Below are 14,395 nucleotides of genomic sequence, written 5' to 3' on the forward strand. Positions count from 1 at the left end.
CTGCTGTTGTTGTTGTTTTACCATGGTCTACGTGGCCTATGGTTCCTATGTTTAAGTGTGGTTTTGTTCTTTCAAATTGTTGTTTACTCATTATAATCTCCTATTAAATTAATCGTTTAATACTTGTTCTTTTACTGATTCTGGCACTTGAGCATAGTGATCAAATTGCATTGAATAGGTTGCTCTACCTTGAGTCTTACTTCTTAAATCAGTTGCATAACCAAACATTTCTGATAGTGGGATGAAGGCATCTAATACATGGATTCCATCTTTTGGATTCATACCATCTATTTTACCTCTTCTTGAAGAAACATCTCCCATTACATCACCTAAGTATTCATCTGGTGTTGTAATTTCTACTTTTTCTATTGGTTCTAATAGAACTGGTTTTGCTCTTTCAACTGCATTTTTAAGACCCATAGATCCTGCTACGTGGAAGGCTACTTCTGATGAGTCGACTTCGTGGTAAGATCCATCATAAAGGATTACGTGCATATCTACCATTGGATATCCACCAAGGATTCCTGAGGCAGCCGCTTCACGAACACCTTCTTCAACTGGTCTGATGTATTCTTTTGGTACAGAACCACCGACAATTTGTGATTCAAATGTAATTCCTGAGCCTTCTTCGCCTGGGATTATTCTTAAGTGAACATCACCGTATTGACCAGAACCACCTGATTGTCTTACAAATTTACCTTGAGCTTCAGCTTCTTGGGTAATACCTTCTCTATAAGCTACTTGTGGGTTACCTATATTAGCTTCTACTTTGAATTCTCTTAAAAGTCTATCTACGATAATTTCAAGGTGAAGTTCTCCCATTCCTGAGATAATTGTTTGTCCTGTTTCTTCATCTGATTTTGTAACGAATGTAGGATCTTCTTCAGCTAGTTTTTGAAGACCTATAATCATCTTATCTTGAGATGCACGTGTTTTTGGCTCTATAGCAACTGAGATTACCGGATCTGGGAATTCCATTTGTTCTAGGATAATTTGATTATCTTGTATACATAATGAGTCACCTGTTGTTGTATCTTTAAGACCTAATAAAGCAACTATATCCCCAGCATAACCTGTTTGGATTTCTTCTTGTTTATTAGAGTGCATTTGCATGATACGACCAACACGTTCTCTTTTTCCTTTAGTCGCATTGTAAATATAAGAACCTGATTCAATTGTACCTGAGTAAATTCTTGTGTAGATTAACTTACCTACATATGGGTCAGTGACAACTTTGAATGCAAGTGCTGCAAGTGGTTCATCATCGCTAGGTTTTCTATCGATTTCTTTTTCAAGATCAGCAGGGTCAGATCCTACGATGTTTGGAACATCTACTGGACTTGGCATAAACTCGATTATTGCATCAAGTAGTGGTTGAACACCCTTGTTTTTATAAGCTGAACCTAAAAGACATGGGAATATCTTTTGTTCGATAGTACCTTTTCTGATAGCTGATTTGATTTCTTCTACAGAAATTTCTTCACCTTCTAGATATTTCATCATGATATTATCATCAACTTCTGATAATTCTTCTAGTAGGTTATTTCTATATTCTTCAGCTTGTTCTTTAAGTTCCGCTGGAATTTCTCCATATATTGGGTGAGCACCTAAATCTTCTGTATTGTATGTTACAGCTTCCATTGTTATAAGGTCAACTGCACCTTCAAATTCTTGCTCAGCTCCTATTGGAATTTCAATTGGAACTGCATTTGCTTTTAATTTATCTTTGATTGTATCAACTGCCATGAAGAAGTCTGCACCAGTTGCATCCATTTTGTTTATAAAACAAATTCTTGGGATATGGTACTTATCTGCTTGTCTCCATACAGTTTCTGATTGTGGTTCTACACCACTTTTTGCGTCGAATAAAGCTACAGCACTATCTAGTACTCTAAGTGATCTTTCTACTTCTACTGTAAAGTCAACGTGTCCTGGAGTATCGATAATGTTAATTCTATGGTCTTTCCAAAAAGCTGTGGTTGCAGCAGATCCAATTGTAATACCACGTTCCTTTTCTTGGTCCATGGAGTCCATTACTGCTGTACCATCGTGTGTATCACCTATTTTATATATTTTACCAGTATAGTATAACATTCTTTCTGTTACAGTAGTCTTACCCGCATCTATGTGGGCCATGATTCCTATATTTCTGGTATCTTTTAGTGCTACTTGTCTAGGCATTTATCCCCCTGAAATTAATATCTGTAGTGTGCAAATGCTTTATTTGCTTCTGCAGCTCTGTGCATTTCTTCTTTTCTCTTAACAGCTGCACCAGCGTTGTTAGATGCATCAATGATTTCTTTTGATAATCTTTCAACCATAGTTTTTTCTCCACGAGCACGTGAAAAATTAACTAACCATCTAAGAGCTAAAGTTTGTCTTCTTTCTGGTCTAACTTCCATAGGAACTTGGTAGTTAGCACCACCAATTCTACGAGCTTTAACTTCAAGTGTTGGCATGATGTTTTCTAGTGCTTGGTAGAATACTTCTAGTGCGTCATTTCCTGTTGTTTCTTCTATAATGTCAAATGCATCATAGACAATTCTTGTTGCAATACCTTTTTTACCATCAAGCATAACATTGTTGATAAGTTTTGTTACAACTCTATCGTTATACTTAGCGTCAGGCATTACTTCTCTTTTTGGTATATGTCCCTTTCTTGACACTTTGCTTCCCTCCTTTACCAATTATTAAGTAATATCATTAGTACTCGACTAATCATTGTCGTAAGTGTGCACACATATACCATAATTTTAATAAAAATTTATTTTTTAATTATAGGTACATTATGCACTTATATTAATTTTATGATCTAGTTTTGGTTCTTTTTAGCACCGTATTTAGATCTACCTTGTTTTCTTCCGTCTACTCCTGCTGTATCAAGAGTACCTCTTATGATGTGATAACGCACACCTGGAAGGTCCTTTACTCTTCCACCTCTAATTAGTACAACACTGTGTTCTTGTAGGTTGTGACCAATTCCTGGGATGTATGAAAGTACTTCAGCACCATTTGTAAGTCTAACTCTGGCAACTTTACGTAAAGCTGAGTTTGGCTTTTTAGGTGTTACAGTTCTTACTGATGTACAAACTCCACGTTTTTGTGGTGATTGGTTAGGAGTAACTCTACTTTTTAAAGTATTGTAGTTGTAACCTAAAGCTGGTGTGTTTGATTTTGCTTTTGTACTTTTTCTACTTTTTCTAACAAGTTGGTTAATTGTAGGCATAATGCACCTCCTTTTCTTTTAAAATTTAATAAATTGGCAAACTTATGCCAATCCTTAAATATTCTACTATGATTTATTTTAAAAGTCAAATAAAACTTGTAATTTTAAGCTTTATTGTTTCAAATATAGATTTTAGGAAAATCATTTACTATCTTTGTTTTCTTTATAGGATAAATATTTAAGTATGATAAAATCTATCACCACGTAAAACTGAGATATAGGTGAAATATTAGTCCTACTTTCGTATTCAAAAACCTCATGAGTTACAAACGGAATATTGTAAGTAGACATTTGAGCAAGGCTATTATTAGAAAGTTTTGTAATGGACGCTAGTACAGGTTTAGTCTTTAGATTCTTTAGAAAATTAATCATTTCATTATTTTCACCACTTAAACTAAAGGCAAAGATAACATCATTTTTATGTATTTTTTCAATAATTACATCAGGGCTTTCTTTATCTATAACATAAACCATCTTATCAACTGTTAGAAAGTTTCTTTTTAGTTCATCAGCCGCATTTTTTTGGGTATATCCGCTTGCTATAGCATATATATGCTCTGCCTTTTCTAAATCTTTAAATAAGTCTGAGAGGTTTAAAGAAATCATCATAGTCATTGTTAAAAGCAGATCATTTTTTGTATATTCTATTTCATTATCATCAAATTTACTTTCTTTTGTATTAGACCATTTGACTATATATCTTAGTTCGCTATAACCATCAAGGCTAATCTTTTTTGCAAAGCTTACTATAGATGATGGAACAAGTTCAAGAGTATCAGCTAGCTGATTAATATTAAGCGATAGAAACCTATCTTTATCAAGCATAATATAAGAGTATATTTTAAGATCGTTCTTGCTTAATTTATCATAATTTTCACTTACTAAATCAGTTAGTATCATCATTAGCCTTTCTATAAAATTTAAATAGTTCTTCTAAAGCTTTAACATAAGAACTCATTAGCCTTACTCCATCATAATTATCAGAAAAATACATATTATAATCCACATTGCTTGCTCTATCATAAGTCTTACCTATTACTATCTTTAGACAATCAATACTAGCTATCTTAAACATGAGTTGTTTACTATAAACGTCATTACCAAAATCCACTATAAATACACCACTATTTTTAAGCATTTTCTCTGTAAAAGCGCTTATCTCCTCACCACCACTATAAGTCTCAGCTAAAACTCCCATCTCCTGAAGATACATTTTTATAGTAAATTTAATTATTTTTTCATAACCTCCATTACCATATATAAAGATCCTATCACAGGATTTTATTTTTTTATATATCCCTCCTAGACTTTCGTCAGCTTGAAAATATGAGTCTTTTTTATTGTTATTGATATAATATTTAAGTTCACTATATCCTGAAAAACCAAGTTTTTTGGCAAATCTTAAAACACTAGTTCTTGATGTAAAGCATCTAGAAGCAAAGTCATTTATAGATATATCAAGACCTAATCCATTTTTTGAAATTTCATTAGCTATTGTTATATCAGTATTGCTTAATTTTCCTTCATTTTCTTTTAATAAATTAGAAATATCTATAATATATCACCTCAATATAAAACACCGTTTAATATATAAATTATACATTAAACGGTGTTTATTGCTATTAGCTAGATTAGTTAAGTTCCGGCCAGTATTCTTTGTTTGCTTCTATGAGATCATCTAAAATTGCTTTGGCCACTTTTGCAGAAGGCACTGTACTTGATAATGTCAATGCTTGCCATAATTTTAGATAAGAATGTTCAATCCAAGCTTCTACTACTAGTTTTTCAACCGATACTTGTTGTTCCATAAGTCCTTTTTGGAATTGTGGGATATATCCTTGGTTAATTTTCTCAAATCCATCTTTACCTACTAGGCATGGGATTTCCACCATTGCTGTTGGATCAAAGTTTGGTACCGCTCCATCATTTGGAACTATTAGTAAGAATCTTTCTTTTGTATTTTCTGCTAGTGCACGTGCAAGATCTACTATATAAGTAGCATGGGCATCTAGCTCGATTTCAATATCTTTTGCTGTTCCAGCCTCTATTATTTTTTGACACATAGAAAATACGTCTTTTTCTCTATGCTCACGCACTTCATCTACTCTTGTATGTTCAGGATCTGTATGTTCTAGTACAAAATCTGGATAGAAATAGTATTTTAAATAAGTGTTTGGTATTGTTTCTGGATCTAGAGCATATACATCTTTTGCCTTAGTAAATGTTTCCATCCAAGATTCTTCCACGTGTTGTCCGCTTCCTATACCATCAGCAAATCCTGTTTTACTTACGTGTTCTTTGATTTGTGGTAATAGGTCATTACCCTCTTTATCATTTATCGCTGTAAACCATCCAAAGTGATTTAGTCCATAATACGAAAAATCTAGTTCTTGCCATTCCTTAAGTCCTACCATATCTGCCATCTTATACATAAGGTCGATTGGCATATCACAGATATTGATTACTTTTGAATCAGGTCTAAGTCTTCTTGTTGCTTCCGCTACTATAGCAGCTGGGTTTGAATAATTTAGCATCCAAGCATCTGGTGAATACTTTTCCATATAATCAATGATTTCAAGTACTCCACCTATTGACCTCATACCATAAGCTATTCCACCAGGACCAGTTGTTTCTTGTCCAAATACACCATGTTTTAGAGGGATTTTTTCATCCTTATCACGCATTTCATATTTACCAACTCTAAGTTGAGCTAAAACAAAATCTACATCAGTGAATCCTTCTTTAGGATCTGTAGTATATAAGAAATCAATTTCTGGATGTCTTTCCTTAAGTATAATTTCCATTGCCCCACCAATTTTTGCTTGGCGATCTTCATCGTTATCATATAACTTGATAGATCTGATCGGAAACTTATCTAAGTTATCTAGTAACATTCCAATTATTCCTGGTGTAAATGTTGATCCGCCACCTGCGATCACGATTGAATATTTGTTAGCCATAATTTTCTCCTTTTTCTTTTTGTTAACTTTCTTACTTATTCGTTTTCTTCTAAGATTTCTCCAAATGCATCTGCAACATATTGGATATCCATTCCTACAATTACATGGACAGAATTACCGTTTTTGGCGGTACCATAAGTTCCTATTTCTTTAAAGTAGTCATCACTTTCTACTAGGCTAGGGTCTTTGACATTCACCCTAAGTCTTGTCACACAGTTTGTGAAGTCCTTAATGTTATCTGGACCACCAAGACCTATTAAAATTTCATCGGCCATAGTTTTAAATTTATCAGCACCAGCTTTTTTATTTTTTTCTTTAACTACAGTCTTATCTCCACTAGCTTCTATTGAAGTTGTCTCAGTTTATTTTTTATTTCTTTCCCTGTATTCTTTTTTAGAATATAGTTTAGCTGAATCTTTATCAGCAGTTCTTCCCGGTGTTTTAAAGTCAAACTTTTCTATTAAAAAAGTAAAGACAAAATACCAAACTACTATAGCAACCAGGCCAATAACTAACATTATCACATATGTTTTCCAATGATTAGCTGCAAGTGGTATCCAGTTTAAGGATGCCATTTCTATAACCCCACCAGAAAATATTCCTACTACTCCAAAGGCATTCATAATCATCGATAGAATAGATGCAAGTACTGCATGTACCACAAAAAGTTGCGGTGCTATAAAAAGAAAAGTAAATTCTATAGGCTCTGTAACGCCACTTAAGACTGCAGTGAGTGCTACTGGTATCATAAGACCAGCAATCTTCTTTTTATTTTCCGGAAGCGCTGTCTTATAGAAAGCTAAGGCGACACCCACACATCCAAATATCTTTGACCAACCTGTAGCTGTAAGTTGAGCATAAGGAGCAATTTCCTTAAGAGAGCCAGTAGCAGCTGCAATTTGTGGTAAATTTTGTGCCCAATAAGCATAGATGCCACCAGGTACAACCAAACTATCATAAAACATTGGAGCATATAATAAGTGGTGAAGACCAAACGGAATTAAAAGTCTTTCTAAAAGAACAAAGATTCCAACGCCCCATGTTCCCGAATTAAGAATTACGCTTCTAAATGAAGCCATTCCATGTTGAATTTTTGGCCAGATTAGAACCGCAAGAAATGCTACAGGAATCATCATTACAAATCCAACTCCAAGCACAAAGGCTGATCCTTTGAAGACTCCTAGAGCTTCGGGAAGCCTTTTATCAAAGTATCTATTATGTATCCAAATAGCTATACCTGAAATAACTAGAGCACCCATCATACCCATATCAAGGGTTTTTATGTTTGCTATCATAGCAAGTCCACTTGCACCACCCACTTCTTGGCTAAAGTCCACACCAAAAGTTGGCCCCCAGTGCTTTAGTATTGTAGATACATAGTTTAAAAATACTAAGTATATTACAAAAGCTTCCATGCTTGCACGAGCATTTTGTTTTTTTGCCAAACCTATAGGTAGGGCAATTGCAAATAATAATGGCAATTGATTAAATACAACCCATGCACCTGATAGAATCATATCCCAAATACCAAACCAAATTGTACCTTCTGAAGCAACTGACCCCATAATTGCTTCAGTAGTAAATAAGGTTCCAAATCCTATTAGTAAAGCTGAGACTGCAAATAGCATTACTGGCGTGAACATAGCTCCACCAAATTTCTGGATTTTTTCCATCATAATATCCCCCTCCTTTGAAAACGTATTTATCTTTACTAATATATTATTATCATTTGTTATCATTGTCAATAAACGTTGGATATTAGGTATTTATGTGTATTATTTAAAAATATTTTTTAGATGTGATTTTTCACAAAATAATACTTTCATGGGTTATGAGCTAGCAATTCTCTCTTATTAAATGGGTAATAATTTGTAACAGTATTTTACAGGAGGAAATTATGAACATAGCTATAATTGGTTGTGGAATAAGTGGCATCTATATACTAAAAACGATTATAGATCATCCAAATTATTATAATAATATAAACTTACATATATTTGAACCTAGGAAAGAGCTAGGTGTAGGACTAGCATATGAAAATGATACTAAATATAAATTATTAAATGTTGATGAATCATATATGTCCTTAGACTTGCATAATCCAGATCATATAAATAATTGGATCTTAAATAATGATAAATATAGTTGTAAAATAGAATCTATGCTTCCTCGTAAAGTATACGGAAAATATATTAAAGATACTTTTGATACTTACTTAGATAGAAAAAATATACATATTCATCATGAAGAAGTTATAGATTTAAATGAAATTAATAACAAATACAAGATAAAAACAAATATTAGAGATTACGAAGAAAGTTTTGATACTATATTCTTATCAATAGGACAATCTCATTATAAGGACGATTATAAACTAAAGAGTAAAGATAAATTCATTTATAATCCTTATCCTCTAAAAGAAAACTTAGTTATTGATCGGATAAATATGGATACTTCTATTGGAATCATAGGAGCTGGACCAACTTCTATAGATATCTATAGATTTATCAAAAGAAAGTATAAGCTAAACAAACCTATATATTTTTTCACAAAGTCATCATCTTTTCCAGTAGTAGAAATACCTTATAAATATGAAAGAAAAATATGCTCTATAGATGATAGTTGGATAGATGAACATATCAATGATAAAGGTTTTATTGATCTTTATACTATTAAAAATACGTTTAATAATGATTTTAAAAGGTATGGCTATGATTTTAATAAAGTATACGAAAGATATAAAGATACAGATATAAAAAAATATAAGCTAGCCTTAGAAGAAAATGATAGATCTTTAGCTTTTACACAAAATTATTTAATGGAATTTTGGTATGTCGCTGCTAAATTATATAACAGTTTAAGTGGCTTAGATAAAGCTTATGCAGATGATAATTACGTCCATAAAATAGACTTTCTTATAACCAAAACTCCTACTGCTACTATGAAGGATTTGATAAGTAATTATGATAAGCAAAGTATAAAAATAATCAAAGAAACTAACGAAATAATTGTAACAGATAAGGATAATTTTATAGTAAAAAGAAAAAATAATAAAGATATAGAAATAGATTTATTAATAAATGCTCAAGGATTTGAAAAAGAACTTGTTAAAGCTATCAAAAAAGATACTCTGCTTAATAATCTCTACGATCATAAATTTATAGAAGCAGATGTAGATGGCAAATACATCAAAGTTGCCTATCCATCATATAATCTTATTAATAAAAAATATGGAATAATGAATAATATATACCTTTCTGGTATGTGGGCAGGGTCTACGGATATCTTAAATAATGATATAAGATCAATTATCCAAGCAAGTCAGCTTATGGCTAATAATTTTATGGCAAAATTATCTGATTAGGTTATACTTTTGTAATCTTGGGGTATAATTTAAAAGTAAATAGGATTAAATTAGGAGGAATTATTATGGATATAACATTTGGGGGAAATAAAGTAAACTTATTAGGTCAAGAAATTAAGGTTGGAGATAGTGCTCCTGCATTTAAAGCAACAAAAAACGATTTAAGCGAATGGAGCAGTACTGATTACGAAGGTAAAATCGTAATTTATTCTGTAGCACCTTCTCTTGATACTAGCGTATGTGCTTTACAAGCAAAAAGATTTAACAAAGAAGCAGCTAGTCTTGATGGAGTAAATGTAGTTACAATTACAGAAGACCTACCTTTTGCTCAAGCTAGATTCTGTTCTAACGAAGACATTGAAAATACAATTATGATTTCAGATTATCAAAATCGTGAGTTTGGTGAAAAATTTGGCTTCTTAATGGATGAAAATAAACTTTTAGCTCGAGGCGTTGTTGTAGTTGATAAAGATGGCAAAGTAGCTTATGTAGAATATGTTCCAGAAGTTACTAATGAAGTTGACTTTGATAAAGCTCTTGAAGAAGTTAAAAAATTAATCTAATTTAAAATAAATAGAAGGGCTGTTACAAAATTATGAATAACCCGTCCCATCATTAGAAAATTCTCTTAGGAAATTTTTTTACATAACCTGCTCTCATGGAGGCAAAATTTCCGTAGAGCTTCTTCTAATAATTTGGGAAAGAGTTATTCATTCTCCAACAGCTCTTTTAAAATCTTATATAATATTTAAATATCTTGCCAGTTCTTTTTACCACTAGCTATATTCTTTATATATTTACCTACTCCATTATTTTTTATCATATCCCTATCTATGAAATACACGCCTGCTGCAGATGCTAGCATCTTGATATGGGAAGTATCGTCATTTGAGTTTGAAGATATGAGCACTGGTTTAGCATCCATACCAAATTGTTTAGTATGATTATTAATTTCATATAGATCTTCATTATTTATATTATTTTCAACGGTAGATATAATTATTGTAGAAAAACCTTTAGTACATACTATATCTAAGATATTCTCTATAGCTTTACTATCCTCTCTATAATCATCATAAGCCTTCCATCTAAGATTAACTCTTATCTTGATTTCATCAAAGAAATCAGCATATTTAATAAGTTCAAAATATGTATACACTCTAAGCATACTTCCTTTATCTTCATATCCGTTAAAAAATTCCCTAAATGAAAGATCACCATATTCATAACGGAATAAAACAAAATCATCACCACTTTTTACATAAGGGGAATTTTCGATTTTGTTAAAAATTCTAATAGAATTTCCATCATCTGATTTATCAATATCCAGCATAATTTTATTAACTCTATTAGCAAATTCTTTAGGGTTGTCAACTTTATACTTATATTGAAAATTTAACTTATTCGAAACTATTAAATAACTGTATTCATAGTTTTTTTCTAATAACTGTGTCTTTACTAGATCAAAACCCTCATTATATTCCCACATATTTTTTGATATAAATTCGCCAAGGTTTCTTGATAAATCATCATTATAAGAATGAAGCCTTAGATAACCAGGATTTGCCGGAAATTCATATTCTATTAGTATATCTTCCTTAATCAGTTCATCTAGAAGATGCTTTAAACTCTTATATTTCTTAGTGTCATATCTTCTGAATTTAAAATCACCAACTTCTAATAAGCTATGCTCATCTTCTCTTTCAAACTTATCAAGATTTAGAATGCATAGATTACGGCTATATTTTATAGCTTCTACAAAATTTTGCCAATCATTTGAATCCATATTTATATATGCTTGCCATAACCTAGGATAATGTTTTATTAATCTTGTTATATTAGATATGCTTGGACTCTCGTATACCATAGCATTATTTAAAAAGAAAGTTTCTTCCACAGTAAGGGAACTTTTCATACTATAGAATTCTAAAGCTTTATAGTTTCCGAACCAATTATTTGATCCAATATATTCTATATAATCTATATCCATAAGCTCAGGTCTTTTACCATCTAGATGACTATTTAAGGTCAGGTCTACAACTGAATTTTCCTTATTATAATATTGGAGTTGATCATAAGTAATGACTTCAATATATATATACTTTTGTAGTCTTTTATTTTTCAAAAAGCTTTCAATTCTATCTATTTTCTTACTATCTACAGGCTTATCACTTAAAAATATAAGTTTTTCTGGATAAAATTTGATAGTTGCTATGATATTAGCCCATAAATTTTCATCATCATCTATAAAAGGTTTATAAATAGTCTTAATTTTCTCAGATGATATCAAAGGAATAGAATCAATAATCATATAATCTATTAGTTTAATATCTAATTCTTTATTCCTCCTAATAATTAAATCTAGATCACTTTTTATTTGAATATAATCATTACTTAAAGTCTTTAAATCAGGATTAGCTTCATATAATATCTCTTCTATCTCATAAGTCAAAACATTTAATGAGTTATTAGCGTAAAGCTCATTTTCTATAATTTTATAAGATAAATTAACAAACTTAATCCATAATGGTCTTAATCTTCTTAAGAAATCATTATCATCCCGTAGTGTGTTATTTAAAACATTTAATAATCTAAATTTTACCTGATCTTCTTTATAAATAGTTTTTTCTACAATTAATTTGTCTATATGATTTGAAACTTCAGTTAACTTATCAACATAGCCTTTTTTTCGCAGTCCAGCATTACTATTAGTTATTAAAGGATGAAACTTATTTTGATAGTCAGCATAACCTTTTTGATCTACATAAGCATAGGAGTTAAGCTCAGCAGTAGTAGGAATTCTATATCCTTGAGATATCATAAATCTATTCCAAGAATGGTGTTCGCTATCCGCTAATATATCTCTAATATTTATTTCATCAGTATTGTTTTTTGCTCGCAAAAGCATTTTATAGAAATTAAGTGGTGCTTGATCATCATCTTCTATTCCAGCCATAAATAGGTAATATTCCATAGATAAGGCCACTCTTAAAGAGGTCTTTAGGTTATAAAAGTTTTCTTCTAAAAATTCTTTCCATATATCATCATAATCAACTCGCTCACCTTTATTTACAATTACGTGGAGTCTATAAATATCAAAAGCCTCTTCTAATAACTTATCATTAAATTTCCTATTTTTGAATGTAGAAGTTGAAGCTAAGTCAAAATTATAATAGGATATATTTTTTTCTTGTCTAATATCCACTCTATGATTATTTCTTGAATAATTAAGAATAACTCTTTTTTGATTATCTAATCTAAACTCTTCATACAAGACATCACCCATTCTGCTATAATCATAACCCGTATCATCTAATATTAGAATATAAGATTCTTCTATTCTTTCTTTATAAGATTTGAAGTTAATATAAGCGTACGGTTTATCAGTGATATCTGTATTTATATTATTATTTACAATCCTTCCATTTAGCTTTATTTCTGTACTTTGAGCTAATAATGGATTTTCATTAAGCATCTGCTTATAAAACTTTTTAGGATTTTTATCGTATAAATTAATATTAAGATCTACATCTTTTATTATTACAGTTGAGAATATAAAACTAAAAAATATTCTAGAAAGGTCATTGTTTCCCACAATTGCAACATCAATACTTTTTAAATCATCTTTCTCAATTATATAATTATAAAGTCTATTATAGTCTAAAAAATATACTGCGGATAATATATTAGAAAAGTCCTCATTATTTCTAAATCTTAAGTTGTTTTCTATCTTGATGAGTCTATTTTTAAACTCTTCTACACTTATATATCTACGTATAGGTAAAGTTTCCTGTAATAATTCTATAATTTCCTCTACAGCATACTTATTTACTAAAATCTTATTTGACTTATTGCTAAGCTCATCTCTTACATTTCTAGCAAGAAACTCCATATCCTCATTTTCTAAATTAGTAGGATATCTGCCCATTATTAATGTAAAGAATGTAGCTCCTAGCATATATGTATCTATTTCTTCAGTTATAAAAAATTCTTTTCTTTTGTCAATATTCGTAATGTATCTAATTTCAGGAGGAATAAAGGCTCTTTCACTTGGCATAGAAAATTCATTTATATATTCAAGCTCATTGAGGTCAATAGCTGCATCAAAGTCAAATAATTTAACCTTGCTATTATTATAGTCATAGAGTATATTAGCAGGCTTTAAATCCATATAAATAATATCATTATTATGTAGGTGGATTAGTATATCTGCTGTTTGAATAAGAATATCTACAATCCTTGCCAAATCTAAATTATAATACTTATCCACACTAGTAGCAGAATCCACCTCATAAAGAGAATATAAAAATGAATTGTCTATCTCTACCCTATAAGGTCTTACTATCTTGCTATCAAAAAAGCTATCCATCTCCAAAATTCTAATATGCTTATTATAGGCATCAATAAATTTATCTCGATCTTTTTTTATTCTCTGTTCATCCTTGCTAGTAATTGCATCAAAATATAATTCCAGTTTGTTAATAGGATTTCTTTCTGCAACAATATTATCCTCATTGTAGTTTGGATAAAATTCTTTCATTATCATCTTTTTTATAGGCGGATATGTATCATCAACTGCTACCTCATATACCAAAGATGAACCTCCAAGTCCTATAAGTTTTTTAACCTCAACCTCATACTTAACTTCACCCATCATACTAATGATATTGAATTTTTCTCCAACAAGTGAACTTCTTGTTGAATTAACTTTGTTATTTAATTGATCAATAAAATTTTCCTGTGAAGTAAAATCTTTCATATTTAATCCCTTTTATTATTAATAATAATTGCTATAATCGCTTTGTAATTACAAGATAATTATATCATCTTAAATAAATTAGTGGT

General features: G+C 30.8%; 10 protein-coding genes and 2 pseudogenes. 2 read left to right on the forward strand and 10 right to left on the reverse strand.

What is annotated here, in order from left to right; all coding sequences use genetic code 11:
• The 9 genes and pseudogenes from J2Z39_RS07785 to J2Z39_RS07820 form a co-directional block, all read right to left on the reverse strand.
• Positions 1 to 91 (reverse strand): GTP-binding protein (locus tag J2Z39_RS07785; protein WP_209814696.1); only part of this gene is annotated, 91 nt, incomplete at its 3' end.
• A 17-nt stretch (positions 92 to 108) separates the two neighbouring features.
• Positions 109 to 2,181, reverse strand: a complete 2,073-nt coding sequence (fusA, locus tag J2Z39_RS07790) for an elongation factor G (protein ID WP_117522063.1) — start codon at positions 2,179 to 2,181, stop codon at positions 109 to 111.
• A gap of 14 nt (positions 2,182 to 2,195) precedes the next feature.
• Positions 2,196 to 2,666 (reverse strand): 30S ribosomal protein S7, encoded by a 471-nt coding sequence (gene rpsG / locus J2Z39_RS07795; RefSeq protein ID WP_117522062.1) that lies wholly within the window; start codon positions 2,664 to 2,666, stop codon positions 2,196 to 2,198.
• 146 nt (positions 2,667 to 2,812) lie between these two features.
• Positions 2,813 to 3,226: a 30S ribosomal protein S12 gene (gene rpsL, locus J2Z39_RS07800; protein WP_117522061.1), complete on the reverse strand. Its 414-nt coding sequence runs from the start codon at positions 3,224 to 3,226 to the stop codon at positions 2,813 to 2,815.
• Between the two features lie 141 nt (positions 3,227 to 3,367).
• A complete protein-coding gene (locus J2Z39_RS07805; protein ID WP_245325749.1) occupies positions 3,368 to 4,129 on the reverse strand; it encodes a MurR/RpiR family transcriptional regulator in 762 nt (253 codons plus the stop codon).
• Positions 4,113 to 4,424: a hypothetical protein gene (locus J2Z39_RS08540; protein WP_245325750.1), complete on the reverse strand. Its 312-nt coding sequence runs from the start codon at positions 4,422 to 4,424 to the stop codon at positions 4,113 to 4,115. Before J2Z39_RS08540 ends, J2Z39_RS07805 begins: the two co-directional genes overlap by 17 nt.
• Before the next feature lie 159 nt (positions 4,425 to 4,583).
• Positions 4,584 to 4,784: pseudogene (locus tag J2Z39_RS08640) on the reverse strand (MurR/RpiR family transcriptional regulator); the annotation flags it as partial.
• 73 nt (positions 4,785 to 4,857) lie between these two features.
• Complete coding sequence (locus tag J2Z39_RS07815; RefSeq protein WP_117522059.1) at positions 4,858 to 6,186, reverse strand: 6-phospho-alpha-glucosidase; 1,329 nt, start codon at positions 6,184 to 6,186, stop codon at positions 4,858 to 4,860.
• Positions 6,187 to 6,221: 35 nt separating this feature from the next.
• Positions 6,222 to 7,862 (reverse strand): annotated as a pseudogene (locus tag J2Z39_RS07820) (alpha-glucoside-specific PTS transporter subunit IIBC).
• Positions 7,863 to 8,083: 221 nt separating this feature from the next.
• On the opposite strand from J2Z39_RS07820, the gene J2Z39_RS07825 reads away from it, so the two are divergent.
• Together J2Z39_RS07825 and tpx are read left to right on the forward strand one after the other, a co-directional pair.
• Positions 8,084 to 9,550: an FAD/NAD(P)-binding protein gene (locus J2Z39_RS07825; RefSeq protein ID WP_209814649.1), complete on the forward strand. Its 1,467-nt coding sequence runs from the start codon at positions 8,084 to 8,086 to the stop codon at positions 9,548 to 9,550.
• A gap of 65 nt (positions 9,551 to 9,615) precedes the next feature.
• Positions 9,616 to 10,113 carry a thiol peroxidase gene (tpx, locus tag J2Z39_RS07830; protein ID WP_209814651.1) on the forward strand — a complete coding sequence of 166 codons (498 nt, stop codon included), beginning with the start codon at positions 9,616 to 9,618 and terminating at the stop codon, positions 10,111 to 10,113.
• Between the two features lie 185 nt (positions 10,114 to 10,298).
• Here tpx and J2Z39_RS07835 read toward each other — a convergent pair whose 3' ends face one another.
• Positions 10,299 to 14,309, reverse strand: coding sequence for a protein kinase domain-containing protein (locus tag J2Z39_RS07835; RefSeq protein ID WP_209814653.1), 4,011 nt, complete (start codon positions 14,307 to 14,309; stop codon positions 10,299 to 10,301).
• Between the last annotated feature and the right edge of the window lie 86 nt (positions 14,310 to 14,395).

Source organism: Anaerococcus nagyae (assembly GCF_017874535.1).
Taxonomy (GTDB): Bacteria; Bacillota; Clostridia; order Tissierellales; family Peptoniphilaceae; genus Anaerococcus; species Anaerococcus nagyae.

Excerpts from the sequence above, each read along its gene's own strand:
- fusA (WP_117522063.1), bottom strand. The coding sequence starts at position 2,181 with ATGCCTAGACAAGTAGCACTAAAAGATACCAGAAATATAGGAATCATG.
- rpsL (WP_117522061.1), bottom strand. The coding sequence starts at position 3,226 with ATGCCTACAATTAACCAACTTGTTAGAAAAAGTAGAAAAAGTACAAAA.
- J2Z39_RS07805 (WP_245325749.1), bottom strand. The coding sequence starts at position 4,129 with ATGATGATACTAACTGATTTAGTAAGTGAAAATTATGATAAATTAAGC.
- J2Z39_RS08540 (WP_245325750.1), bottom strand. The coding sequence starts at position 4,424 with ATGGGAGTTTTAGCTGAGACTTATAGTGGTGGTGAGGAGATAAGCGCT.
- J2Z39_RS07815 (WP_117522059.1), bottom strand. The coding sequence starts at position 6,186 with ATGGCTAACAAATATTCAATCGTGATCGCAGGTGGCGGATCAACATTT.
- J2Z39_RS07825 (WP_209814649.1), top strand. The coding sequence starts at position 8,084 with ATGAACATAGCTATAATTGGTTGTGGAATAAGTGGCATCTATATACTA.
- tpx (WP_209814651.1), top strand. The coding sequence starts at position 9,616 with ATGGATATAACATTTGGGGGAAATAAAGTAAACTTATTAGGTCAAGAA.
- J2Z39_RS07835 (WP_209814653.1), bottom strand. The coding sequence starts at position 14,309 with ATGAAAGATTTTACTTCACAGGAAAATTTTATTGATCAATTAAATAAC.